Source organism: Mucilaginibacter sp. 22184, from assembly GCF_052045695.1.
In the GTDB taxonomy this organism is placed as follows: domain Bacteria; phylum Bacteroidota; class Bacteroidia; order Sphingobacteriales; family Sphingobacteriaceae; genus Mucilaginibacter.
In genome coordinates, this window is the sequence record NZ_JBQEPI010000009.1 from 98,774 (window position 1) to 124,057 (window position 25,284).

At 43.5% G+C, this 25,284-nt stretch carries 21 protein-coding genes; 11 read left to right on the top strand and 10 right to left on the bottom strand.

Translation table 11 applies throughout. The features are described from left to right. Positions 1-123 precede the first annotated feature (123 nt). Entirely contained in the window at positions 124-819 is a 696-nt protein-coding gene (locus ACTJKG_RS20285; protein WP_440740262.1) for a YjjG family noncanonical pyrimidine nucleotidase, read from the bottom strand. A gap of 173 nt (positions 820-992) precedes the next feature. Further along, a complete protein-coding gene (gene upp, locus ACTJKG_RS20290) occupies positions 993-1,637 on the bottom strand; it encodes a uracil phosphoribosyltransferase (RefSeq protein WP_172337521.1) in 645 nt (214 codons plus the stop codon). 180 nt (positions 1,638-1,817) lie between these two features. On the opposite strand from upp, the gene ACTJKG_RS20295 reads away from it, so the two are divergent. The 6 genes from ACTJKG_RS20295 to ACTJKG_RS20320 all read left to right on the top strand — a co-directional run bounded on the left by ACTJKG_RS20295 (position 1,818) and on the right by ACTJKG_RS20320 (position 8,898). Beyond that, a complete protein-coding gene (locus tag ACTJKG_RS20295) occupies positions 1,818-2,315 on the top strand; it encodes a GNAT family N-acetyltransferase (protein WP_172337522.1) in 498 nt (165 codons plus the stop codon). Between the two features lie 14 nt (positions 2,316-2,329). Further along, on the top strand, positions 2,330-2,812 hold the full coding sequence (locus ACTJKG_RS20300; RefSeq protein ID WP_440740263.1) for a MarR family winged helix-turn-helix transcriptional regulator: 483 nt from the start codon (positions 2,330-2,332) through the stop codon (positions 2,810-2,812). Positions 2,813-3,478: 666 nt separating this feature from the next. Then, positions 3,479-5,503 (top strand): excinuclease ABC subunit UvrB, encoded by a 2,025-nt coding sequence (uvrB, locus tag ACTJKG_RS20305; RefSeq protein ID WP_172337524.1) that lies wholly within the window; start codon positions 3,479-3,481, stop codon positions 5,501-5,503. A gap of 161 nt (positions 5,504-5,664) precedes the next feature. Further along, complete coding sequence (locus ACTJKG_RS20310) at positions 5,665-5,913, top strand: DUF4834 domain-containing protein (protein ID WP_172337525.1); 249 nt, start codon at positions 5,665-5,667, stop codon at positions 5,911-5,913. Positions 5,914-5,918: 5 nt separating this feature from the next. Then, positions 5,919-6,215 carry a hypothetical protein gene (locus ACTJKG_RS20315; RefSeq protein WP_440740264.1) on the top strand — a complete coding sequence of 99 codons (297 nt, stop codon included), beginning with the start codon at positions 5,919-5,921 and terminating at the stop codon, positions 6,213-6,215. Positions 6,216-6,411: 196 nt separating this feature from the next. Next, positions 6,412-8,898 (top strand): hypothetical protein, encoded by a 2,487-nt coding sequence (locus ACTJKG_RS20320; protein ID WP_440740265.1) that lies wholly within the window; start codon positions 6,412-6,414, stop codon positions 8,896-8,898. A gap of 70 nt (positions 8,899-8,968) precedes the next feature. On the opposite strand, the gene ACTJKG_RS20325 is transcribed toward ACTJKG_RS20320, so the two are convergent. From ACTJKG_RS20325 to ACTJKG_RS20345, 5 genes are all read right to left on the bottom strand, one after another. Next, entirely contained in the window at positions 8,969-9,721 is a 753-nt protein-coding gene (locus tag ACTJKG_RS20325; RefSeq protein ID WP_440740266.1) for a glycosyltransferase family 2 protein, read from the bottom strand. Then, on the bottom strand, positions 9,714-10,997 hold the full coding sequence (locus ACTJKG_RS20330; RefSeq protein WP_440740267.1) for a glycosyltransferase: 1,284 nt from the start codon (positions 10,995-10,997) through the stop codon (positions 9,714-9,716). The genes ACTJKG_RS20325 and ACTJKG_RS20330 overlap by 8 nt, the downstream gene beginning before the upstream one ends. A gap of 541 nt (positions 10,998-11,538) precedes the next feature. Beyond that, positions 11,539-12,438: a glycosyltransferase gene (locus ACTJKG_RS20335; RefSeq protein ID WP_172337530.1), complete on the bottom strand. Its 900-nt coding sequence runs from the start codon at positions 12,436-12,438 to the stop codon at positions 11,539-11,541. 138 nt (positions 12,439-12,576) lie between these two features. Next, a complete protein-coding gene (locus ACTJKG_RS20340) occupies positions 12,577-13,350 on the bottom strand; it encodes a class I SAM-dependent methyltransferase (protein ID WP_440740268.1) in 774 nt (257 codons plus the stop codon). Positions 13,351-13,694: 344 nt separating this feature from the next. Beyond that, positions 13,695-14,705 carry a glycosyltransferase gene (locus tag ACTJKG_RS20345; RefSeq protein WP_440740269.1) on the bottom strand — a complete coding sequence of 337 codons (1,011 nt, stop codon included), beginning with the start codon at positions 14,703-14,705 and terminating at the stop codon, positions 13,695-13,697. Between the two features lie 49 nt (positions 14,706-14,754). On the opposite strand from ACTJKG_RS20345, the gene ACTJKG_RS20350 reads away from it, so the two are divergent. Further along, positions 14,755-16,254, top strand: a complete 1,500-nt coding sequence (locus ACTJKG_RS20350; RefSeq protein WP_440740270.1) for a lipopolysaccharide biosynthesis protein — start codon at positions 14,755-14,757, stop codon at positions 16,252-16,254. Positions 16,255-16,736: 482 nt separating this feature from the next. Here the strand turns inward: ACTJKG_RS20350 and ACTJKG_RS20355 are convergent, their stop codons facing one another. From ACTJKG_RS20355 to ACTJKG_RS20365, 3 genes are all read right to left on the bottom strand, one after another. Continuing rightward, a complete protein-coding gene (locus tag ACTJKG_RS20355; protein ID WP_440740271.1) occupies positions 16,737-17,720 on the bottom strand; it encodes a hypothetical protein in 984 nt (327 codons plus the stop codon). A gap of 316 nt (positions 17,721-18,036) precedes the next feature. Then, a complete protein-coding gene (gene typA / locus ACTJKG_RS20360; RefSeq protein WP_172337535.1) occupies positions 18,037-19,848 on the bottom strand; it encodes a translational GTPase TypA in 1,812 nt (603 codons plus the stop codon). A gap of 159 nt (positions 19,849-20,007) precedes the next feature. After that, a complete protein-coding gene (locus ACTJKG_RS20365; RefSeq protein WP_440740272.1) occupies positions 20,008-20,796 on the bottom strand; it encodes an alpha/beta hydrolase in 789 nt (262 codons plus the stop codon). A 158-nt stretch (positions 20,797-20,954) separates the two neighbouring features. Between ACTJKG_RS20365 and ACTJKG_RS20370 the strand changes: the two genes are divergently transcribed. From ACTJKG_RS20370 to ACTJKG_RS20385, 4 genes are all read left to right on the top strand, one after another. Continuing rightward, positions 20,955-21,662: an esterase family protein gene (locus tag ACTJKG_RS20370; RefSeq protein ID WP_440740273.1), complete on the top strand. Its 708-nt coding sequence runs from the start codon at positions 20,955-20,957 to the stop codon at positions 21,660-21,662. A gap of 105 nt (positions 21,663-21,767) precedes the next feature. Continuing rightward, positions 21,768-22,937, top strand: a complete 1,170-nt coding sequence (locus ACTJKG_RS20375) for an ATP-grasp domain-containing protein (RefSeq protein WP_440740274.1) — start codon at positions 21,768-21,770, stop codon at positions 22,935-22,937. A gap of 125 nt (positions 22,938-23,062) precedes the next feature. Further along, a complete protein-coding gene (locus ACTJKG_RS20380) occupies positions 23,063-24,160 on the top strand; it encodes a carboxylate-amine ligase (protein ID WP_172337539.1) in 1,098 nt (365 codons plus the stop codon). Positions 24,161-24,370: 210 nt separating this feature from the next. Next, positions 24,371-25,198, top strand: a complete 828-nt coding sequence (locus ACTJKG_RS20385) for a type 1 glutamine amidotransferase (protein WP_440740275.1) — start codon at positions 24,371-24,373, stop codon at positions 25,196-25,198. Positions 25,199-25,284: the final 86 nt, after the last annotated feature.

Here is a 25,284-nt window from a genome sequence, read left to right on the forward strand (position 1 = left end):
GAGCAGAGGGTGGATTGAGCGATGGGGCGAGGAGAAATCTTCTGCGGTATGCCGTTATTTCTCCTCATGCCTTTCTACCCCCTGCCGCTCATATTCGTCGAAATGACACCATTTATAACTATTTCATAAAAGAGTAATCAGTTCTTTTAAATGAGTAATTTGCACAGGCACATCAACGGGTTTGGGAGCGCTGAAAGGATTAAAGAAGATGGCATCCATGCCATAATTCAAAGCCCCGTAAACATCGGCTTCCAAACTGTCGCCTATCATCACGCTCTCCTGCCTGCTGGTACCCGCCAGGTTAACGGCGTATTCAAATATGGCCTTATCGGGTTTATTAACACCCACATCTTCGGATACAATGATATGTTGAAAATATTGCCCCAGGTTGGTACCGGCTATCTTTAGCTTTTGCGATTCTTTAAATCCATTGGAGATGAGGTGCAACGTGTATTTACCCTGCAGATACCGCAACGTTTCATGCGCGTGCGGGAACAGGTTGGTTTTGGTAGGACAAAGCCGTACATACGCGTCTTCAAAATCGGCGGGGATCAGGTCGGGGTGCAGGCCAAGCTGGATGAATGTTCTTTTAAACCGGGCTTCGCGCAGCTCATCCCTGGTGATGGCACCTACGTGGTATTGCGCCCAAAGCTCGTGGTTATTACGGGTATACGTTTCGATGAACAGATCGGCCGATGATAAGCCTATCTCCTGTAAACGATGCAGTATAAAAAGTTCATTCAGGGTTTCTTCGGCGTTTTTATCAAAATCCCAGATGGTATGGTCGAGGTCAAAGAAGATGTGTTTGTATTTGTTCATTTGGATGTTTTGCCCCTCACGTCATTGCGAGCGCAGCGTGGCAATGACGCGCTTTTATATGTTGGTGACAAAATTAAACTATTCCCTTCCTAAATCCGAAACGGCGGAGCCTTCTTTAACACATTTAAAAACAAACGATAGTTAAAAATCGAACATCTCAAATCCGAAATCAATTATGCTTTCTCCCCAAAAGCCAAATCCCCGGCATCGCCCAGGCCGGGGACGATGTAGGCTTTGCTGGTCATTTCATCATCAACGGCGCATAACCATAATTTGGCTTTGGGCAGGTTGGCCCTTACATGCGCTACGCCTTCGGTGCTGGCAATCACTGCGGCTATATGCAGCTCTTTTATTTTATACTGGGCCATCAGTTCCTTGCATACCACCACGATGCTTTGTCCGGTGGCCAGCATGGTATCGCAGAGGATAAATATTTTACCATCGAGGTTTGGGGTGGAGATATGATCAACCTGGATCACAAAATCGCCGGTACGTTTTACCTTGCGATACGCTGTAATAAAAGCCGACGCCGATTGATCAAAATAATTTATAAAACCCTGGTGAAAGGGCAAACCGGCACGCAGAATAGTCCCCAGCACCGGCTGATCAACAGGTACGCCCACCGTGGCCGTCCCCAATGAGGTCTGCACTTCCTTAGCTTCATAAGAGAGTGTTTTACTGAGCTCATATGCCAGTATCTGGCCCAGTTTTTCCTGGTTATACCTAAAGCGCGCTTTATCCTGCTGTATGCCGGCATCGCGCAGTTCGGCCAAAAATTGGTTGGCAATGGTGTTGGTTTTATTGAGGATAAAGATCATGCTTTTATATTAGAGTCAGGAATCAAGAGCCAAGAATCAAGATTTTTTTAATAACGTAAATATAAGTTTTAAGTTTTAGATGTCGTGATACTCGATACTAACTACTTGTTACTAAAAATTTACAATTCAATTATGAATATATGTAGTTAACTACGTAGTTTTACATATAAATTTATTGTTATGAATACACTTAGCACCATTACCCCATTAAATAATGATCATTGCGAACAGATCATTGATATTATCCTGCCTATACAGCAAATTGAATTTAACGTACCCGTTACGCTGAATGATCAGCCCGACCTGCTGGATATCGAAAAAAATTATCATCAAACCGGCGGCGGATTCTGGGGCGCCAAACACCAGGAGCAACTGGTAGGTACTATCGGGCTCATCGCGTTCGACAAGCATGCAGGCGCCATCCGTAAAATGTTTGTACGTAAAGAATACCGGGGCAAGGAACTGGGTTTAGCCCAATCGTTACTGGATACCCTGATTGATTATTGCCGCCAAAACCAGATCAATGATATTTACCTGGGTACTGTTGAGGTACTCAAAGCAGCTCACCGCTTTTATGAACGCAATGGTTTTACCAGGCTGCCCAAAACAGATCTGCCTAAAGCATTTCCGGTAATGAGCGCCGATACTGTTTTTTATCAGTTACATTTGACAAACTAAGCACAGGTTTATACATGAATGTGATAGATGAATTGGGCATTTTAGCCATTGCTACAAGACTGCAGCGCCTTAGCGACCAATTGCGTAAGGACGGGGTGCTGATATATAAAGCCAACGGGATTGATTTTGAACCCAAATGGTTCCCGGTGATTTATACCCTGCACCTGCGATCGGTTTTAAGCGTGGTGGAAATCGCCAACGAAATTGGCTACACCCACCCTTCTACCATTAGCTTGTTGAAGGAACTGGAAAAAGTAAAACTGATCCGTTCCAAAAAAGACAAGACCGATGAAAGGAAACGCCTCATCCAGCTCACTCCCAAAGGCCAGGAACTGATCGAGCAAATGAAACCCGTTTGGGATGTAATGATAGCCGCCTTAACAGAGCTCACCGCCACGCAAAACAACCTGCTGCTGGCCATAGCCGAAGTGGAAGAGCAAATGAAACGCCTGAGTATGTTTGAACGGGCCAAGCGGATTGGTAGGTTGACGAATTAATTTGAATAAAATATCTACTGGCGTTATTGCGAGGCACTAAGCAGAAGCCTCACCCAACCCTCTCCAAAGGAGAGGGCTTTAAAATACTTTTTTGAAGTCTCCCCTTTTGGGGGAGATTATTACATGAGGGCTCCGCCGTTTAGAGGGGGCTTCTGCTTCGTTCCTCGCAATGACACCTTTTTTTATTGCCATATTTTTCGTATCTTTAATAATACTACAGGCCAGCCCTGCTTACTTTGAAAATTGTAAGCAGGGCTGTTTGGTTAAAGAGATAAAACGCTCTAAAAATCGCTCGTTTTTACTACAGTTATTTGACAATCAGAAAATTAATACTTTTTAAACTTTTCAAAACCCATCAAAAATTTGTTAAAAAGTGTTAAAATCGATGGTTTTGAATAAATTTTCAAGCATTTTAGACCCATTTCACTATCATTTTGAGCAGAAAATTGTTAAAATAAGGGGTTTAAAAAGTCCCCGGGCAGAATAGGCAGTTTGAATTTTGTAAGTTTCGTTTTCGCCAGCAACACAGAAAAAAGAAAAATTGATCCGGACCATCGCGATTTTTTTTGACGCGCCAAAAACTACTGACATAAGGTTGTCATTATCCCGTACTTATTTTGAATTGCAAAACCTATTGCAGGAATATTTGTATTTTTACATAACAACATGGATTTTAATTTAACCTCACAATACTTCCCCACCGGCGACCAGCCCGAGGCCATCAGGCAACTGGTTGAAGGTGTAAACAATGGCGATCCGTTCCAAACCCTGCTGGGTGTTACCGGATCGGGCAAAACGTTCTCTATCGCCAATGTGATACAGCAAACACAAAAGCCTACGCTGATCCTAAGCCACAATAAAACGCTGGCCGCACAGCTGTACGGCGAGTTTAAACAGTTTTTCCCGGAAAACGCGGTGAACTATTTTGTGTCGTACTATGACTATTATCAGCCCGAGGCATTCATACCTACTACCAACACCTATATTGAAAAAGACCTGCAAATAAACGAAGAGATCGAAAAATTGCGTTTGCGTACCACTTCGGCCTTAATGTCGGGCCGCAGGGATGTAATCGTGGTATCATCCATATCCTGCATCTACGGTATGGGTAATCCTGACGACTTTGCCGACTCGGTTTTCAAGTTCGCGGTAGGTACACGCATTAGCCGTAACGCCTTTTTGCACAGGCTGGTCGAGATACTTTACGCCCGCACTACCGCCGATTTTAAACGCGGCACCTTCCGGGTAAAAGGCGATACGGTGGATATTTTCCCGGCTTATCTGGATTATGCATACCGCATTTCTTTTTTTGGCGATGACATCGAGGAGCTAAGTACATTTGATGTGACCACCGGGAAAACCGTCGAAAAAATGACCCACATGATCGTGTACCCGGCTAACCTGTACGTTGCCCCGCGCGAGCGTTTTACCCAATCCATCTGGGCCATACAGGAAGAACTGGAAACCCGCAAAAAGCAGTTTATTGACGATGGTCGTTTCCTGGAAGCCAAACGTCTGGAAGAAAGGGTAAATTACGATCTGGAAATGATACGCGAGTTGGGCTACTGCTCAGGTATCGAAAATTACTCGCGCTTTTTTGATGGCCGGCAACCCGGCGCACGCCCCTTCTGTCTGCTGGATTATTTCCCCGACGATTACCTGATGGTGATTGACGAGAGCCACGTAACCGTTCCGCAGATCAGGGCCATGTATGGCGGCGACAGGTCGCGCAAAATATCATTGGTAGATTATGGTTTTCGACTGCCAGCTGCTTTGGATAACCGTCCGCTCAACTTCCAGGAGTTTGAAAAACTGGCTCCGCAAACCATTTATGTGAGCGCTACTCCCGGCGATTTTGAACTGGAAAAATCAGGCGGTGTAGTGGTGGAGCAGGTGATACGCCCTACCGGTTTGCTTGACCCTGTTATTGATGTTCGCCCGGTAATTAACCAGGTAGATGACCTGCTGGACGAAGTGGATAAAACCATCAAAGCAGGCGACCGTGTGCTGGTGACTACCCTTACCAAACGTATGGCCGAGGAACTGGCAAAATATATGGACCGACTGGGTATCAAATGCCGCTACATCCATTCCGAAGTAAAAACCTTGCAAAGGGTAGAGATATTAAGGGGTTTGCGACTGGGCGAATTTGATGTATTGATCGGCATCAACCTGCTGCGTGAGGGGCTGGACTTGCCTGAAGTATCGCTGGTAGCTATTTTGGATGCTGATAAGGAAGGTTTCCTGCGCTCGGAGCGCTCACTGATACAAACTATTGGCCGCGCTGCGCGTAACGACCGTGGCCGGGTGATCATGTATGCCGATAAGATCACTGACTCCATGCAGATTACCATGGACGAGACTAATCGCCGTCGGGACATTCAGATCGCCTATAATACCGAACGTGGCATAACACCAACAACAGTCGGCAAATCGCGCGAGGAGATCATGGAACAAACTTCAGTGGTCGACTTCCAGGGAGGTGTGCAAAAAGCCTATGTAGAAGCCGATGCCATATCACTGGCTGCCGATCCGATAGTTCAATACATGACCAAAGCCGATCTGAAAAAATCGATCGACAACACTAAAAAAGATATGCTCGCCGCCGCCAAGGATATGGACTTTTTACTGGCCGCAAAGTTACGCGATGAGATGTTTGCCCTGGAAAAAATGATGGAAGAGAAGTTTTAGATGTGCAGATTTCAGATGTGCGGATGTGCAAATGAATATCATGAGGATGTAGATTTTTCATCTGCACATTTGTAAGCCGCACATTTGCACATCTATCCAACATCATATTAAAACAATTTTTACGTTATATAACTTATATTTGTAAGCTAAAAATTAATGTGATGCTTTTAATTCGTTTTCTACTCATATCAATTTGTATACTATATATCATACGCAGTTTAGTACGATACCTGCTTCCTGTGCTTTTTGAAAGCGTGGTGAATAAGGCCCAACAACAGGCTCAGCAGCAACAACGTCAATCATCAAAACGCCCGGATGGAGCCATTAGGGTTGATTATATTCCACAAGGAAAAAAGAGTACTGTGCCCGATTCTGAAGGCGAGTTTATTGATTACGAAGAAGTGAAATAATCAATATGCTGCCAGAAGAAGTATACAAAAGACGCCCAAACCATAACAACACCCCCGAAGCTGTTATACTTATTGTGGCCAATTATATTGTGTTTACAGTTGCTTTGCAGCTTTTTGCCGCCTGTGCTAAGATTGGCACATTTTTTTGGGTGGTGTTAGGAGCGCTTGCCCTCTATAACTTTTTCAGCATACGCAAAAACCGCGAAGACTACAGCAAAGCCCAGGTGATTGCTTATGTGGTAAGCCTTGCAGGCATGATATTACTGTTTATCCTGCTTCGTAGCCGTGAGCTTACTTGTTGATTCTTGATTTCGGATTTCGGATATTCGATTTCGGATTTGTTTTTTGAGCGGGCGTCAAAACCTTCTTTTTTAATTTTCAAATCATCAAATTTTCCCAAATCCGAAATCGAACATCCGAAATCCGAATTATGTAACTCAATTGTCATTCAAATTTCTATTTTTGAGGAATATATATTATCCATTTCAAAAAACTTAAATGAACAACTGGTTTAAGCGTAATAGTGTTCACTTCATTATTGTAGCAATTCTTTTAGTAATCTCCTATGCTTATTTCTTTAGTCCTATAATACAGGGCAAAGTATTGTTTCAGAGCGATGTATCTCAGGCGCAATCTATGCAAAAAGAGATCAATGATGTTAAGGCAGCAACCGGACATGCCCCATTATGGACAAATCAAATGTTTGGCGGTATGCCAGCTTACCAGATATGGGCATCCTTCCCATTCAACATCACATCGCATGTGATCGATGTTTTAAAGGCCGTTTTTCCTAACCCTGTTGATACTGTTTTGCTATATCTTTTAGGGGCTTATCTGTTATTCAGTGTTTTACGGCTTTCACCATGGTTGGCAGCGGCAGGTGCTATCGCTTTTGCTTTTTCGTCTTATAACTTCATTTATATTACTGCCGGGCATTCCAATCAGGCTTATGCTATTGCCTTTTTCGCACCCATACTTGCTGGTATAATTTTAACATTAAGAGGAAAACACTTGTTAGGAGCTTCCATTACAGCATTTTTTCTTGCGATGGAAATCAGGAGCAATCACGTTCAGATGACGTATTACCTGCTCTTAACCATTGCTATATTGTTGGGCATTGAGCTTTATCATGCTATAAAAGATAAAAAACTCCAGCCATTTTTAAAATCTATTGGTTATTTAGTGATTGGCATCGTACTGGCAATTGCTGTAAATGCGAGCACTTTATGGACTACTTATGAATATAGTCAGTATACCATAAGAGGTAAAGCCAATTTAACGCAGAAAGGAACAACCGGGCCAAATCACGGTCTGGATAAAGACTATGCGTATACCTGGAGTCAAAGTGTAGGCGAATGCCTTACCTTTTTAATACCCAATGCCTATGGTGGTGGTAGCAGTACTGTTGCGGCTGATGACTCCAAGGTAGTGAAAGCGCTTACCGACAACGGAGTTGATCCTGAACAAGCCCGTGGTTTTGCCTCACAACAGTTATACTATGGCAATAAACCAAGCACATTTGGCCCCTGGTATTTTGGCGCCGCTGTGTGTTTCTTGTTTATCTTAGGCTTACTGATCGTTAAAAACAGGATAAAATGGTGGCTGCTAAGTGCTGTTTTGCTAAGCATGTTTTTGTCATTTGGTAAGAATCTTCCTTTCATTTCTGACTTTTTCTTCAACTATGTGCCGATGTACAACAAGTTCAGGGCAGTTGAGTCTACTTTGGTTATAGCATCACTTTGTTTCCCAATACTCGCGTTACTGGCCATCAACGAGGTTATAACTAATACTGATAAAGCTTTTATTTTGAAACGTGGCAAGATAGCTTTATATATAACCGGAGGGCTACTACTGATTATGATAGCCATACCCGATGTCATATTAAGCTTTAAGGCAGACGATCATTTAGCTTTTGTTAATAATCTAACCCAGATATTTAAAGGCAATACCTCATTAGCTAATTCCATTGCAAGTGATTTTGTTGATGACAGGACAAGCTTGGAGCGTGCCGATGCTATACGCTCACTGATCTTTGTACTATTAACTGCCGGCCTGATATGGCTGCTGATCAAACAAAAAATAAAAACAAATATGGCTGCTTTGGCCTTGGCCGCTATTGTATTGTTTGATATGTGGGGTGTTGATAAGCGTTACTTAAAAGACAGTAATTTTGTAGCAAAATCTGATCTGGAACAGCAATATACACCTCGTGAAGTTGACCAATTTATCATGAAAGATCCTGATCCCAATTTCAGGGTATTTGATATGAGCTATGGAGATCCTTTCCATGATTCGCATTCCTCTTATTTTTATAAAACAGTAGGGGGATTCCATTCAGCCAGATTAAGACGTTTTGATGAGCTGATTCAAAATCAATTTACCAAAAGCGTAAATCAGGATGTTTTGGATATGCTAAACACCAAATACATTATTAATACTGATCCTAAAACAGGTAATGCAACCATGCAGGCTAACCAAACCGCATGTGGCAATGCATGGTTCGTTAAGAGCATCAAATACGCTGAAAATGCAGACCAGGAAATGCAGGCAATTAGTAGCTTTTCCCCTAAAGACGAAGCTATTGTTGATAAACAATACAAAAGCTTAATAGACGAAAAATCATTAGGAAATGTTCCTTCGGCAACTATTAAACTGGTAAGCTATAAACCAGAGCATTTAATATACGAAAGTGGTTCAACCGCCTCACAAATAGCAGTTTTCTCTGAAATATATTATGACAAAGGCTGGAAAATGCTGATTGATGGTGTTGAAAAACCATACTTCCGTGCTGACTATCTTTTACGTGCCGCGCAGATACCGGTTGGTAACCACAAGATCGAATTCATATTCCACCCAACCTCTTATTATGCCGGTGAAAATATCTCTTTAGCCGGATCAATTCTGTTGGTGCTGGCCTTGGGCGGTGCCATTTATACCGAAACCAAAAAGAAACCTGCAGTTAAGCCTGCCGCCAAAAAAGCATAGGGCTTAACTATATTAATGAAGGGCGATGGGTTTAATATCCATCGCTTTTTTTATGCATTAAAAAAGCGGGTTAGTCATTTGTACGCTTGTTTTTGAGCCAATACCAGCCCAGATTAAAGGCTATTACAAAATGATTGAAAACGGTAGAGATCAATCCGTAATACCGTTTCATAATGTCAAAACGCTCCTTTAGACTTTGGCGATGCTTCTTTTTGGACATCCCCCCTACCAGGTATTTGGCTACATACCTGTTCACGTTCACTATTTTTTTAGCCTTTTTGGCTGCGCGGATGATCCAGTCTATATCGGCACTGAGCTGATAGCGGTTATCATAGGGATCAGCTAAACTACGCCTGATATAAATAGCCTGGTGACTAATGCTCATGCCATATTTAAAACTACGCCAGGTAAAAACCGCAGGGGCCTGATGCCTGCGCTGCCCCAAACTTTGCCCGCTATCGTCCATCATTTCTGTTTCGCCATAGTAAATGTCGGCATCTTCAGCTGATGCGAATACGGCGGTTACGGTATCAGGGGCATAAAACTCGTCGCCTGAGTTCATGAAAATAACGTAATCGCCAGTAGCCATGGCCAGGCCCTTGTTCATAGCATCATAAATACCTTTGTCTTTTTCGCTGATGAGTTTACTGATACGGTCGTGGTATTTACTGATCATATCCAGCGTGCCATCGGTTGACAAGCCATCCACAATAATATATTCGATATTGGTATAAGTTTGGCTTATAACCGAAAGCATCGTGCGCTCAATATCTCGCACATTATTATACACAATGGTAATTACGCTCAGCTTAGGTTCAAACATCAGCATCCTCCTTTTGCAACAAGCCTTGGTAAAGGCGGATATGCTTTCGGGCGATAACTTCCTCCGAAAACTTATCCATAATAGTTTGCCTTGCCTGTTGCTGTATCAGTTCCTGATTGGGATATTTGATGATCCACTCCATGCCATCTGTAAAGCTCTCTGCCGATTTATAAGTAGCCAGGTAGCCGTTATATTCGTGCTGTACCATATCTGGTATGCCGCCCGTTGTAAAAGCTATAACGGGCGTTCCGCAAGACAGGCTTTCCATCACGGTATAGGGCAAATTATCCTCCAACGATGGAATCAGGAAGGCATCGGCAGCGGCATAGCATTGGGCAAGTAGTTCATCATTATTGATCGTACCCAAAAAACTGGTCTTGAACGGAAAATCTGGCACGCCTTCTGTTCCCCGATTGCCAAATATCACCAGTTCTACCTGGTTAGCATCTACTCCCAGGCGCTGTTTCAGCAGTTCCAGGCTATCCAGCAGGTATTGGGTACCCTTGTGCAGATCTTTCCGGGATGGCATAAAACCACTCAGGAAAATAAATTTATCTGTGGGCAATCCCGCTTTCTGTTTAGCCCGCCTTTTATCTGCGGGTTTAAAAATATCGGTTTCGAGGGTATTGGGGATATGATTTACCGCCTTCTCCAGCATCAGGCTGCTGTTTTTTACCGATGCCTGCATCCATGAACTTGGGGCAGCTACAGCAAAGTCGAGCACATCATAAGCCTTGCGTTTTTGCTGCCATATTTTGTGCGAAATGTCGTGGTCCCCTTCATGGATCAGCAGCGGACAATTACCGCATTCCCGCATATAATGATCACAGGCATAGCGTACATGACAGCCGCCGGTAAAGGCATTACTGTCATGAAAGGTCCACACCACAGGCTTATTTAGTTTGGCTATCTGGGCTATGTGCTTCGGATCCAGGAAACCGTGATTTATCCAGTGCAGGTGTATAATATCGGCGTTTTTCACCTCAGAGTAGCGGATAACCGACCGCCCAAACCAGGTAAATGAAAATGGGGTGCGCGATAATGGTTTCAGATACCTTTTGGCCAGAATTCGCTCCAGGATAATAGTAGCTGCGGCATAGGCTTTCTGTACCGGATTTTTGTTAAAAGTGCCTATCTGCGGATTTTTCCCAAACTTATAGTGCACGATGACCTTTGAATCGACGTTTTGACTGAGCAGTGCCCGGTTTAGCCGCATACAGGCCCGGCCCGCACCGCCATTGCCATCATAGGTATTCAGATGCACTACTTTTAACATGTTCCAAAAATACATTTATTCGGGCCGAACCCAAATACCGGCTGGTGCTAAAAACTCGTTTTGTTTTTACCCAATTTTTGCGTGATGACATTTTAACATTTTTGTCCTGATCACTCTCGTAAAAACTTTTTAAACCTCAAATTTTAACACTTTTTTGCTCAAAAACGGGGTAAAAACAGCCAAAAATTTATTTAAAACCCTCATTTTAACACTTTTTAACAAATCTCAAAGCAGTTTTAACGTGTTTTTAAAACTTTAAAAAGTATTAATTTATTGATTGTCAAATAACCATGCAAAAAACAGTCGATTTTTAACGCTATTTTTCCTTTAACAAAACAGCCCGGTTATCCTTTTTGATCGGATAACCGGGCCGTGGTATATACAAATATACTGATTTTTTTGATGGGGTAAAAATTGGGGAGAGGCAATTCCTTTATGTCATTTCGAACGAGGCACGAGGAGAAATCTTTTGCAATTAGCTTATTCTGCGTATAAGATCTCTCCTCGTACCTCGTTCGAGATGACAAATTTGTATTGTTATCTACCCTACCTTTTGTTTCACAAACCTTACCATGCGTTTAAACAGGTTGCCTTTGCGGTGGGCAAGGAAATGTTTGATGGCCTGGTAGGCTTTTTCGTTTTCCTCAATTACATCGGGGAATTTTTTAACGGGCTGCTGCGAGATGTGCACATCGTACATGTTCTCGCGGTTAGAGTGTACGCCGGTGCCATCGTGCCCGATGTTGTTGATGAGTGAGCGCGCCGGGTTAAGCGTAAGACCACCTTTTAAAAAGATAGAGGCATACCAGCGAATGGCCCAGGAATTGTTTTTACCGGCTTTAAATTCCTGTATCTGCCGCCAGAAGTTCATCTTACCTTCTATCGAAAAACGGATGATGCTGAGCGTATCAAACTGGGCTATCAGCTTATCAATATCCGGTTCAAAATGATTCCAGGCGCGTGCCCAGGTTGCCCAGCCCCAGCTGCTGGCCGCCCGATAAAAAAATGACTCGGGCAGATCCTTATCCTTGAGGTTGTACATGTAGGCACCGATATGCATCACCTTTTCCTGGCTGGCATAATAGGTTAAGGCCTCGTTAAAATATTCCAATGTATAGGGCGATGACAGCAAGTCGTCCTCAAAAACAATTACCTTGCCATACTCATACACTAACTGCGTTACCCCGCTGATAATGGATTCGGCCAAACCCAGGTTATGATCGCGCTCAATAACCCTTACCGATTTAAAGCCGGTAGTTTCGCGGGCTATTTGCCTTACCTGCTCCACCTTATCGCGGTCGGCATCGGTTTTGGCGGCATCACAAAAAATGTATAACCTCGATTCCTCTGCCAGTACATTTTTTTGCAAATGGATCAGGGTACGGCGTGTATGATCGGGCCGGTTGTATACAAATAGCGCTATAGGGGCAAGCTGTTGCATAGTTATTTTTGGGTTGGGTATTCGCTGGGTATCAAGTAGCGAGTATCAAGTATCAAGACAGCTTCGCAAAACGGAGCTCATGGTTTTAAAAAGTCTTGATACTTGATACTAATTACTTGATACTAAAACTTGATACTATTAAAACAATTCTGGTTGGTTGCTGGCTTTCTTACACAAAACGGTATAAGCGTTGGCAAATTGTTCGGTTATTTTTTTTCCGAAAATTTTTCCAAGGCTTTGTTTTACGGTAAACTCAGCGGCTATTTTCAGATTTTTCACAAAGCTTTTCGCTTTTTTCTGATTTACGTAAGCGTTAAAGCGGGTTACTTCGGGCTCGATCATCGATGTCAGATCCTTCTCGATCTCAAAACCTTCGGTGCGCAGCAGGTAGCGCAGCGATGTTGGCGTATACACATTGATGTGGCCATAAGCCAAAAAATGTTTAATGCGGGCATCCACCCCGGTTTTATAATCGCGCGGCACTTCAATAACACATTGTTTGCCTACCCGTTTTAACTCGCGCAGCAACAGGCGCTCGTGCTCCACATGTTCCAGTACGTGCGACAGGATGATCAGGTCAAAGCTATCATCATCAAAAGGCAGCTTATAACCATCAAATACCTGTGCCGATGCCAGGCCTTTAATACCGCGCGACTGAATATACTCTACCCCGCTACCCGATATTTCGACAGCATGATATTCGGCCGCGAAGTTATTATCCGACAGTATTTTGAGGATACTGCCATCGCCCGCGCCAACTTCGAGCACTTTGGTAAAATTGAGTCCGCGGCAAACATCGATGATATGCTGCGCCTTGTATTTGGCGCTGAGCATACGCCAGGCCTCGTCGTGCTTTTGATAAAACTGATCGTACGCGGTTTTATAGTTTCCGCCAATAATTGATTCCTGCATGAGTTTACGAATGTAAAACTATCACTTTAATGTTTATGTTTTTAAGCAGGTAAAATTTTTCAACTCACCCCGACATCGCTGCGCTCGTCACCCCTCTCTCCGCTTTGCCCATAGAGGGGCTCTTCTCTTAGTTTTTGTCATCCTGAGGAACGAAGGATCTATTTTATGATGGAAAAGTTCAATAATAGATGCTTCACTACGTTCAGCATGACAAATCTTTTCCTTACCCTCTTTACGGCAAAGCCGGAGAGAGGGTGGTATAGCGAAGCGTAGACCGGGTGAGTCGTTTATGCTTCATGCGATTTCTCACTGAAGCTTGATTTTCAACTCCCCTCTTCTCAAAATCACCATTTCCCAGGCCCGGCCTTACCCATTTTTCCCTTCAGCCCATCATTCACGGCGGTTAAGAATTTCCGGTACTCCTGCTGTTTGGAACTCAGGATACTGATGATCCACAGATAAAACAGGTACAAGTTTTTGTTAATCGAAAAAATCAAAGCCGAATCCACCGCGTTACGCGCGTAGAAATACATCCGATTCCTGACGGCGTAATAGGTGCGGAAACTCCACTGATCGAGCAAATGCGAATGGAAGGCTTTGGGCTGATAGGTTAAGCCTTGCGACTGGTCGATATCCAACACTTTACATTCCGGGATCAGCCATATGGTTCCGCCGTTTTTGGTGATGCGGTAGGTATACTCCGAATCATCTACATACAGATAAAACTGTTCGTAGGGAAAACCGATCAGTCCGATCATGGCACGGTGCATCAACAAGCCGCCGTAAGGCACATAAGGCATGGCAGCCTTTGACAAATACGCCGATACGCCCGAAAACTTATCACGTGCTTTAGATAAACGATTTTTAAAGATGTTGAATATGCTGAAGCCCATAAAATTATCAGGCACCAGGTAATATCTGCCCGGGTCCTCGCCGCGTGCTATTTTTACATGGGGTGGCCTGTCTTCGCGCAGGCAATATAAGGCCTTTTTATCGTTGGCTTCTGCTGTTTGTTCCCAGTTTTGGAGCAGGATATCCAGCGAGTTTTCATCGGGCAGATTATCATCATCCAGCAGCCAAACCATATCGGCATCTGTTTGCTGGTAAGCGTATTCCAAAGCTTGTTTATAACCGCCTGCTGAGCCCAGGTTTTCGGCATTGTTTAAAACCTTTACACGGTTATCGTTCAATCCGTCGGCACATTCTTCTACATTATAAAGCGCGGCATTATTCACTACCACTACCTGTGTTACCGGGGCAAATGACAGCACGCGTTTTAGTACCTGCTCCAAAAATTGCCACCTATTTGCGTAGGTAAGCGTTAACACACACACTTTATATTTTATATTTGCCATTTGCATTTCAAAATTATCATTTTAACCCGTAACACGGCCAACTAACTGAATGGGCATCATAAAAAAACAAACCATTAAAGGCACCATATATTCCTATTTGGGGGTGCTTATCGGTTTTCTATCTATCAATTACCTGATGCCCCATTCCTTAAGTCCGGCCGAATATGGTTTGATAGCCATGTTGACATCGGCCCCTTTGGTGTTTGCGCAATTCTCCATACTGGGATTTAACGGTACTGCCCGGTATTTTCCTTACTTCCGCAGTGATGAAAAAAAACATCACGGCTACCTGTTCCTGGCCTGTATGGTGTCATTAGTGGGTACCATTTTATTTGTACTGATAGCCTGGTTGTTTAAAGACCAGATCGTGAGCCATAATACCGATGGCAATTCGGCCAAATCATCGGCTCTGTTTAGTGTATATTACTGGTATTTGGTGCCGCTTACTGTTTTTACGTTGTTTTTTAATGTATTTGACCTGTACGCCCGCATGCTTTATAACATGACCACCGGGCTTATACTGCGCGAGTTTACCAAAAGGGTATTTATACTGGTACCTATTGTGCTGGTCTATTTGAGGCTCATCAGCTTTGAAAGTTTTATGTGGCTTTGGCTGGTGGCCAACCTGATACCCACCTTTTTTATCGTAGCCCGGATCATACGCGATGGCCAATTTTCGCTTAAGCCAGACATGGCGTTTTTAACCCGCGATATGGTTAACAAGCTCATCGGCATTTGCTTTTTTACCATACTAACAGGAATGGCCCCTGTTATTATTCAGAATGTAGACAATTACCTCATTTTTAAAAAACTCGGCCTCAGCTCAACTGCTATATATTCACTGGCCTTTAACTTTGGCCTCATTATCTCCTTACCTACACGTTCACTGTACAGCATTGCTTATACCATTGTATCTGAATCATGGAAAAGCAACGATCTTAAAAATATCCGTACCGTGTATGAAAAAAGCTGTGTAACACAACTTATCGCCTCCTTATTCCTGTTTATACTGATGTGGGCCAGTATCGATAATATTTTGGGGATTTCACCGCACATATACAGTGCAGGAAAATACGCCATATTTTTTGTAAGTATGGGTTTTTTGATAGAGGCATCAACAGGTATCAATGGGGTGATTATGGCCACATCAAAATATTTCAGATATGAGGCGCTGTTTAACCTCCTATTGGTGGTACTTATTATTGTAGCCAACCTGCTGCTGATCCCGCGTTATGGTATTACGGGATCGGCCATAGCTTCGGCCATAACTTATTTTGTTTTTAACCTGTTCAGGTATATATTTATCTGGATCAAATTTGGTATGCAGCCATTCACTATTCAGTGCGTACTGGCGCTGGCAACCGGCATACTGGCTTATTATTTATCGGCTTGGATACTTCCGCTTCACGTCGGTAATTATTATGTTGATACCATGGTGCGCACCGCATTTATCACCGCGCTTTATCTGCCGGCCGTTTACTTTTTGAAGCTATCCGAAGATATCAACAGCATTATTGATGGCGCTATCGCGAAGCTGAAAGGCCGATAACATTTTCGGTTACAGACTTGCGTTATAAACGCTCAGCCATGTTAAGTATTTGTTGCAAACGAGCGCAGACATCAAACTCCCCTCTTGAGAGGGGGCGCGTTGGCTTGTGTAATGGCAGGGGTGTGTTCATTAAGCAGAATAACACACCCCTGCCCCCTCTCAAGAGGGGAATCGCACACTCCCAAGCTCTGTTTAGCGCCCCACACTTACAGTTTGCAACGAGCGAAAGTATACACAGCAGCGAGGCTTTTTTACAAAAAAAGTGGGTTTACATGGTTTACACTTTTTTCGGTTAACATTATTTTATATAACTTATAATCAATTACTTGTGTTTATTTTTAATAATAAATGAGCTAAAACATGTAAACCCACTTTTTGGCATTTTTGGCTTCCTGCTATTGGTGGTTACAAGCAAATGAAGTAACAAAAAAGGCGGCGCTATAAAAGCACCGCCCCTGTTAATTGATCAGTTAATGTATTTCTTATTGAGGCATGTTGAACCAGTTAACCCAACCACCGGCCGAGGTCCAGTAGATCTGCTGCAGATCGGTATTGTTTAAAGCAAACACGTTAATGTTGTTAGCATCTCTTGCAACTGCTGCGGGAGCTGTGGTGATGCTGCCATTCAGATCTGTCCAGGCCGACCAGCCAGCGCTTGCTGTCCAGTAAATTTGTTTCAGGGTGTTTGATGTACCTTTAGCATAAACATTGATGTCATTAGCTGAACGGGTTATCGCGCTTGGCGCAGATGAAATGGTACCGCCCAGATCGGTCCATGCTGACCAGCTGCCCGAAACTGAATAGATTTGCACCAGATTGTTGTTAGCTCCTTTAGCATAAACATTGGTAGTAGTTGAGCTTCTGGAAATAGCAGCAGGAGCCGAAGTAATGGTGCCTCCCAGGCTTGCCCATGAGCCCCATCCCGATCCGGCATTCCAGGTAAGCACAACCAGATCGTTATTTGCACCTTTTGCAAAAACAGAAAGATCATTGGCTGTTTGTGATGTAGATGAAGGAGCGGAGGTGATATTACCCCCCAGATCGATCCATGGCGACCAGCCCTGCCCATCTACATAATAGATTTGCATGAGGTGACCGGTTGGCCCTTGTGCAAACACGTTGATAGCGTTTGATTGTCTTGAAGAAGCGGCTGGTGCTGAAACGATGTTACCACCCAGATCTTCCCATGCGGTCCAGCCGCTGGCACTTGTCCAGCTCTTGTGTAATAAGGTGTTGGTGGTGCTTCTGCCAAACAGGTCAAGCGTACCGCTGCTTTTTTTGCTCACAGCACCAACTTCTACAGCGATAGAGGTACCAGTAATACCATTTACACTTTTGTTTGAAGCTGATGCTTGTTTGGAAGCCGGGTCAACGGTTTTGTCGTTACTTTTTTGACATGAGGCAAATACGCCTGTTAACAGCATGCCTATTACAGCATGTGTAAGATTTTTTTTGAATGTTGTCATTGTGTTGTTATAGGTTTTTATTTACGGCAATCTACAACTATTGTATTTAATTTATATATTTTTTATATTAAATAAATACTCAATATCATAAATACATAAACAACTATAAATCAAAATAAAAGCATAAAAAAACACCTTTCTTAATACACAAAACAATTATTAAATGACATTATTTTGATAATTCATATATCAAAATAATAAAAAATGAATAATATAAACATATTATTCATTTTGATTTCATAAATATATTTATTAAGCATAAAAAAAGCCTCCGGGAAAATCCTGGAGGCTTTTATATCTATTGAAGATCTGTTAATTATTGATTAACAAACCTTTTAGCGTTAATTCTTCTTTCGTTTTCGTTCAGGAATATCTTACGCAAACGGATGCTTTGTGGGGTTACCTCAATGTATTCATCAGCCTGAATATATTCCATTGATTCTTCTAACGAGAATTTGATAGCAGGTGCTATACGTACGTTGGTATCGCTACCAGATGCGCGCATGTTGGTTAACTGCTTGCCTTTAGTTAAGTTGATCACCAAATCGTTATCGCGAATGTGCTCGCCTAAAACCTGTCCTTCGTAAATATCAACACCCGGATCGATAAAGAAACGACCACGATCCTGTAATTTATCAATCGCGAAAGCGGTAGTTTTACCAGTATCCATAGATACCAATACACCATTTAAACGACCAGGGATAACACCTTTCCATGGCTCATAAGCCTTAAAGCGGTGTGCCATGATAGCTTCACCGGCAGTAGCAGTCAGTACGTTGTTACGTAAACCGATAATACCGCGTGATGGGATCTCGAACTCTAAGTGCTGTAAGTCGCCTTTTGGCTCCATGATCAACAGTTCGCCTTTGCGTTGTGTTACCAACTCAATTACTTTACCGGCAACATCGCCCGGTACATCAACAATTAACGACTCGATAGGCTCACATTTAACACCGTCAATTTCTTTAACGATAACCTGTGGCTGACCTACCTGTAATTCATAACCTTCGCGACGCATGGTCTCGATCAGTACTGACAAGTGAAGGATACCACGACCATACACCAGGTATGAATCAGGCGATTCGGTTTCAACAACCTTAAGCGCCAGGTTTTTCTCCATCTCTTTAAACAAACGATCGCGCAGGTGGCGTGAAGTAACAAATTTACCTTCTTTACCAAAGAAAGGTGAAGTATTGATGGTGAACAACATGTTCATGGTAGGCTCATCAATTTTGATAACTTCCAGTTGTTCTGGTTTTTCAAAATCGGCAATAGTATCACCAATGTCAAAACCATCGATACCTACAACGGCGCAGATATCACCAGAACCTACTTCGGTAGCACGTACTTTACCCAGACCTTCAAAGGTATAAAGCTCTTTGATCCTTGATTTTTGGATAGTACCATCGCGTTTTACTAAGGAAACCGGCTGGTTTTCTTTGATAGTACCACGGGCCACACGACCAATAGCGATACGACCTACGAAAGAGGAGTAATCCAAAGAAGTGATCTGCATTTGCAGGGTACCTTCGGCGATAGGTGCCGGTGGAATGTTTTCCAAAATGGCATCCATCAACGGGAAGATATCTTCTGTTGGTTTTTTATAGTCGGTGCTCATCCAACCTTGTTTTGATGAACCGTAGATAACCGGGAAATCCAGTTGCTCTTCGGTAGCTTCAAGGTTGAAGAATAATTCAAATATCTGTTCGTAAACTTCTTCCGGACGACAGTTTTCTTTATCAACCTTGTTTACAACCACAATTGGTTTTAAGCCTAAAGCCAAAGCCTTTTGGGTTACAAAGCGGGTTTGAGGCATGGCGCCTTCAAAAGCATCACAAAGTAATAATACACCATCGGCCATTTTCAATACGCGTTCCACCTCGCCACCAAAGTCGGCGTGACCCGGGGTATCAATAATGTTGATCTTAACGTCTTTGTATCTAACCGAAACGTTTTTTGAAACGATGGTGATACCACGTTCACGTTCCAGATCGTTATTGTCCAGTATCAGTTCACCGGTTGATTCGTTGTCCCTGAATATTGAACAGCTGTGCAATATTTTGTCAACCAATGTGGTTTTACCGTGGTCAACGTGTGCGATAATCGCGATGTTTCTTATTTTTTGCATGAAAATGCTCCCTAAAATTTGGCGCAAAGGTAAGCTTAATATATGGCATTTTAAAGGATTGTGGGTTTATCCGCAAACATTTATACAATATAATTACCAAAAAAGCGTAAACACCTATTCTTTTAACCTATTGATTAACTAAATTTTACATAGAAATCACTATCGCCCAAAAGCCCAGATCAAAAACTTAGGCAGCGCTTTACTCCAAGTGGCAGTATCATGGGTACCACCAACCAGCTCTACATATTGTATATCATCGGGGCGTGTATAGCCCTTGTTTTCAAGTTCTTTGATCAGATCGATGGTGTCGTCAATAGCGTCGATAATGCCATTTTTGTTGCGGTCGGTGGTTTCATCTTTGGTACCGGTTTGCAGCCAGAATTGCAGATCAGGTTTACCTATAGTATTCCTGATAACCGCGTGCATGATCCGGTCGGCATCGGTATAGCCCTTGGCCAGGTCCTTGCTCCGCCACCAGAACGATCCGGAAAACACACCCACTTTATCAAACACATCGCTATTGTTCCAGGTAATATCAAAAGCCGATAATCCGCCTAATGAAAAGCCCGCAAAGGCTGTCGTTTCAAAATCATTGATACCCGTCCCCTCCTTGATTTGTGGCAGCAATTCGGTTTTTATAAATACTGTATAAACATCGGCTTTGGAGCCGCGCTTTTTGAAATCAGGTTTACCGGCTATACCGTATTCCTGTATGCGGTCTTCACCAGCATGTATAGCCACTACCAACACCGGTTTTATGCGATTGGTGTTATACAATTGCTCCAGTGTTGCCAGTAATTGCAGATTTTCCAGCTCCTGCCCATCATTCAATAACAACAAGTTTAGTGGTTCTGTAAGTTCCTGCTCATCGGGCATAACCAGTGTGCAGGTAACCTCGCGATTAAGTAATGCAGAATTTATAGTGATATTTTTTTTGGTGATCGTCATTTCTGTTTCAGCCCAGCCCCAATACATCTTTCGTCAAATTTTAAGGGTGCAAAAGTAAAAATACTTTTTGTTTTTACCCCTAACCTTTAATTTATCAGACTGTTGCCTTTTTCAGTCAAACCACTTAACTTACCTTCTGAAAGCAAAAATCTATTATTTTGACCGAAAAATATCACCGCTGGCATTCGCCAAATTTAAGTGCCGACCTGGAAATGCTGGTGTTTGGCGATCGCGGTTATCCCGTGATCCTGTTCCCCACAACTAAGGGTCGCTATTATCAGAATAAGGATTTTGGCTTGATAGAAAGCGTGAGGTGGTTTATTGACCAGGGCCTGGTCAAGATCTACTGTCCCGACACCATAGACGACCGCAGCTGGTACAACGAAGGCATATCTCCCGCCGATCGTGCCCGTAACTATACATGGTACGATAAAATGCTGGTTGACGAACTGGTACCCTGGACCATGCACGAAACCGGCGTGGGTAAAGTAGTTATGGCGGGCTGCAGTTTTGGCGGTTACCATGCGGCCAACTTCGCGTTTAAACATCCCGAAAAAGTAAGCAACCTGTTTACCATGGGCGGCGCGTTTGATATCAAAATGTTTACCGATGGCTTTTATAACGACGATATATTTTACAATAACCCTGTTGATTTTTTACCGGGTGATAATGCCCCGGATTTATGGAACATGAATATCATCCTGGGAACCTCGGAGCACGACATCTGCAAAGAGTATAACCTGCAGTTATCAAACATTTTAAATCAAAAAAACATTAAACATTGGCTGGATATCCGCCCTTTTGCCAATCATGATTGGCCCATCTGGCGCGAAATGTTCCCGCATTATTTGTCAACGATAAAATAGAAGCAAGAAATAGAGACAAGAAATAAGAGTCAGGAATCAAGACAAAGAGTTATCGATTCGTTTTAGGATTTAGAGTTTAGAAATTAGCGTTTAACCCCATCTACCATGAAAAAAATAGGCATCTTATTCGGACAGGAAAATTCATTTCCACAGGCATTTGTTGATCGGATCAATCAAAAGGCCGAAAAAAATATTTCGGCAGAGTTTGTACGTATCGATAAGGTTTTACAGGCTGAGCCATTGGATTACGCGGTGATCGTCGACCGTATATCACAGGATGTCCCCTTTTACCGGGCCGCCCTCAAAAACGCGGCTATCTGTGGTACCGCGGTGATCAATAACCCATTCTGGTGGAGCGCCGACGAAAAATTCTTCAATAACGCGCTGGCCGTGAAGCTGGGTGTTCCTGTACCCAAAACGGTGATACTACCCTCCAAAGAACTGCCCGATGATACTACCGACAGATCATTCCGCAACCTGGCCTACCCTTTAGATTGGGATGGCATATTCAACTATGTGGGTTTCCCAGCCTATATGAAACCTTTTGATGGTGGCGGCTGGAAAGAGGTTTACCAACTGCAAAACCGGGATGATTTTTTCAGCAAATATGATCAAACTAAGCAGTACGTAATGATGCTGCAGGAAGAGGTGGTGTTTGACGATTATTTCCGCTGCTACTGCATTGGAGGCAAGCATGTACGCATTATGCAATATGAACCACGCAACCCGCATCATCTGCGTTATGAACATGGCAAGGCACCGGCGGCTAAAAAACTATTGGATAAGGTTAAAGATTATGTGATCAAACTGAACCAGTACCTGGGTTACGATTTTAACACGGTTGAATTTGCCGTGCGTGATGGCATCCCCTACGCGATTGATTTTTGCAACCCAGCTCCAGATGCCGAAGTAACCAGCGTGGGCCAGGAAAATTTTGACTGGGTGGTGGAAACCGCCGCCGATTATGCCATCGATCGCGCCAAAAAACAAAAAGCCGGTCTGGACAACCTTACCTGGGGCGAATATGTAAAAACATCAGCTGCTAAAACTCCGCTGGTGAGTCCCAAACCGGTAAAAAAGGAAATTTATATTGGTAAGGTGAATCCGCCTGTGGAAACGGAGAGCAAAGTAAATAAAGCAGCCAAAGTGGTGAAAGCGATTGCTCCGGTTAAGGAAGTCGCCCAGCCCTTAAAGGCAAAGGCCAAACCTGAAGCAAAAGTAAAAAAGGAAAAAGAGGTAAAGAAAGCAGCCAAAAAACCTGCTGCCAAAAAATAATACCACCTGTCATTTCGAACGAGGCACGAGGAGAAATCTTTTACAGTTTGTATATCCCGCGCAAAAGATTTCTCACTCCGTTCGAAATGACAATTACGAGAATGAGTACTATAACCTAACCAATTATGAACGAGTTTACCTTAGGTGTTGAAGAAGAATTTATGGTGATTGATCCCGTGACCAGGGAATTAAAATCGCATGAGCAAAAAATTGTGGATAGCGCGCAAAAGATCCACGAGGATCAGGTAAAGGCCGAAATGCACCAGGCCGTAGTGGAGGTGGGCACGCATATTTGCCATAACACCCAGGAAGCCCGTCAGGAGGTAAGCAAGCTGCGCACCACGGTGGCCCAATTGGCCGGCGATATTGGTTTACGTATTGGTGCCGCGGGCACACATCCGTTTTCGCACTGGCAGCATCAGCTGATCACCGATCATCCGCGTTATTTTGAAATTGTGGACGAAATGCAGGAAGCCGCCCGCTCCAACCTTATTTTTGGTTTGCATGTACATGTAGGCATCCAGTCGCGCGATATGGCTATCCATATAGCCAACCAGGTTAGGTATTTTCTGCCGCATGTTTTTGCCTTGTCAACCAACTCTCCTTTTTGGGAAGGGCGCAATACCGGGTTCAGATCCTTCCGTACCAAGGTGTTTGATAAGTTTCCGCGTACCGGCATCCCCGATTCTTTCAGCAGTATTGAAGAGTATGACAGCTATATTAAGCTGCTGGTAAAAACCAATTGTATTGATAATGCCAAGAAGATCTGGTGGGACATCCGCGTGCACCCCTTCTTCGAAACCATCGAATTCCGCATTTGCGATTGCCCCATGCTGGTTGATGAAACCATCGCCTTTACCGCCCTGTTCCAGGCCCTGTGCGCCAAACTGTATAAGCTACGGCAGCAGAACATGAAGTTCATCACTTATTCACGTGCGCTCATCAACGAAAATAAATGGCGCGCGGCCCGATATGGCATCGATGGTAAAATGATCGACTTTGGCAAAGAAATGGAAGTAAATACCCGTTCGCTGGTATTGGAGCTACTTGATTTTGTGGATGACGTGGTGGACGAATTAGGCTCGCGCGATGATCTGCAATATGTGCACAAAATACTGGAACACGGCACCGGCGCCGACAGGCAGTTAGCCGTTTACCAACAAAACAGTAGCTTTGTAGACGTGGTAGATTATATTACTTCGCAAACTTTAAAGGGGTTATGACCCCACGGCCTTAGCAGAGCGTAATAGACTATAAAAAGGTATAACGAAAGAATAACACAAAGAGGGCTGTCACCCTGAGCCCCGTCGAAGGGTAGAGCGCAGAGGCCTGCCCACCATTCTTCGACGGCGCTCAGTATGACATCCTTTTGGGGATAGCTGCCAATGGCTACTACTCAAAGGAGCGGGCTTAACAAATTATAAAAGAACAAAATGACAACAAAACCGGAAATCAAAGTAGCAATACTCGACTTATATGATGGGATAGCCAATGAGGGAATGCGTGGTTTCCAGGAAATTTTGAATAGATATAAAGCACAGCACGAGCTTAATTTAAGTTACCAGATATTTGATGTACGCCGGCGATGCGAAATGCCGGGTACCAATTTCGATATCTATATTTCGAGCGGAGGCCCCGGTGATCCGCTGATATCTGAAGGAACCGAATGGGAAAAAAAATATTTCAGGCTGATAGAAAAACTGGAAGATCATAATCTCTCCAACACCACCGATAAAAAACACACCTTATTTGTTTGTCACTCATTTCAATTGATGTGCCGCCATTATAAACTGGGTGATATCAATATGCGCCGTTCGCCATCATTTGGCGTGCTGCCGGTTAACCAAACCCCGGCAGGTGCCCATGAGCCTGTTTTTGAGGGCCTGGGCGATCCATTTTATGCAGTCGACTCCCGCAGTTGGCAGGTGATCAACCCTAATGAAAAACGTTTCCAGGAACTGGGTATGCAACTGGTCGCTATTGAGAAAGAGCGCCCACATGTTGATCTGCCCCGCGCCATGATGGCCATCCGTTATAACGATTACTTTTTCGCCACCCAGTTTCACCCCGAGGCTGATGCCGGCGGTATAAAAGCCATGTTGTTGCGAGATGAAAAAAAGCAGGAAGTGATCAATGAGCATGGCGAAGTAAAATATCGAGAAATGCTTGACCGACTGGACGATCCCGACAAAATAACCCATACCCAACGTACCCTGATCCCCAATTTCCTTGATCAGGCGGTGATGAGTTTGCAGGGGTAGAGTAGTAAATAATCTCAAAATAATTATTCCATTTTGTCATTTCGAACGAGGTACGAGGAGAAATCTTGTACAATTGGCATATCTCG

Excerpts from the sequence above, each read along its gene's own strand:
- ACTJKG_RS20285 (WP_440740262.1), bottom strand. The coding sequence starts at position 819 with ATGAACAAATACAAACACATCTTCTTTGACCTCGACCATACCATCTGG.
- upp (WP_172337521.1), bottom strand. The coding sequence starts at position 1,637 with ATGATCTTTATCCTCAATAAAACCAACACCATTGCCAACCAATTTTTG.
- ACTJKG_RS20295 (WP_172337522.1), top strand. The coding sequence starts at position 1,818 with ATGAATACACTTAGCACCATTACCCCATTAAATAATGATCATTGCGAA.
- ACTJKG_RS20300 (WP_440740263.1), top strand. The coding sequence starts at position 2,330 with ATGAATGTGATAGATGAATTGGGCATTTTAGCCATTGCTACAAGACTG.
- uvrB (WP_172337524.1), top strand. The coding sequence starts at position 3,479 with ATGGATTTTAATTTAACCTCACAATACTTCCCCACCGGCGACCAGCCC.
- ACTJKG_RS20310 (WP_172337525.1), top strand. The coding sequence starts at position 5,665 with ATGCTTTTAATTCGTTTTCTACTCATATCAATTTGTATACTATATATC.
- ACTJKG_RS20315 (WP_440740264.1), top strand. The coding sequence starts at position 5,919 with ATGCTGCCAGAAGAAGTATACAAAAGACGCCCAAACCATAACAACACC.
- ACTJKG_RS20320 (WP_440740265.1), top strand. The coding sequence starts at position 6,412 with ATGAACAACTGGTTTAAGCGTAATAGTGTTCACTTCATTATTGTAGCA.
- ACTJKG_RS20325 (WP_440740266.1), bottom strand. The coding sequence starts at position 9,721 with ATGTTTGAACCTAAGCTGAGCGTAATTACCATTGTGTATAATAATGTG.
- ACTJKG_RS20330 (WP_440740267.1), bottom strand. The coding sequence starts at position 10,997 with ATGTTAAAAGTAGTGCATCTGAATACCTATGATGGCAATGGCGGTGCG.
- ACTJKG_RS20335 (WP_172337530.1), bottom strand. The coding sequence starts at position 12,438 with ATGCAACAGCTTGCCCCTATAGCGCTATTTGTATACAACCGGCCCGAT.
- ACTJKG_RS20340 (WP_440740268.1), bottom strand. The coding sequence starts at position 13,350 with ATGCAGGAATCAATTATTGGCGGAAACTATAAAACCGCGTACGATCAG.
- ACTJKG_RS20345 (WP_440740269.1), bottom strand. The coding sequence starts at position 14,705 with ATGGCAAATATAAAATATAAAGTGTGTGTGTTAACGCTTACCTACGCA.
- ACTJKG_RS20350 (WP_440740270.1), top strand. The coding sequence starts at position 14,755 with ATGGGCATCATAAAAAAACAAACCATTAAAGGCACCATATATTCCTAT.
- ACTJKG_RS20355 (WP_440740271.1), bottom strand. The coding sequence starts at position 17,720 with ATGACAACATTCAAAAAAAATCTTACACATGCTGTAATAGGCATGCTG.
- typA (WP_172337535.1), bottom strand. The coding sequence starts at position 19,848 with ATGCAAAAAATAAGAAACATCGCGATTATCGCACACGTTGACCACGGT.
- ACTJKG_RS20365 (WP_440740272.1), bottom strand. The coding sequence starts at position 20,796 with ATGACGATCACCAAAAAAAATATCACTATAAATTCTGCATTACTTAAT.
- ACTJKG_RS20375 (WP_440740274.1), top strand. The coding sequence starts at position 21,768 with ATGAAAAAAATAGGCATCTTATTCGGACAGGAAAATTCATTTCCACAG.
- ACTJKG_RS20380 (WP_172337539.1), top strand. The coding sequence starts at position 23,063 with ATGAACGAGTTTACCTTAGGTGTTGAAGAAGAATTTATGGTGATTGAT.
- ACTJKG_RS20385 (WP_440740275.1), top strand. The coding sequence starts at position 24,371 with ATGACAACAAAACCGGAAATCAAAGTAGCAATACTCGACTTATATGAT.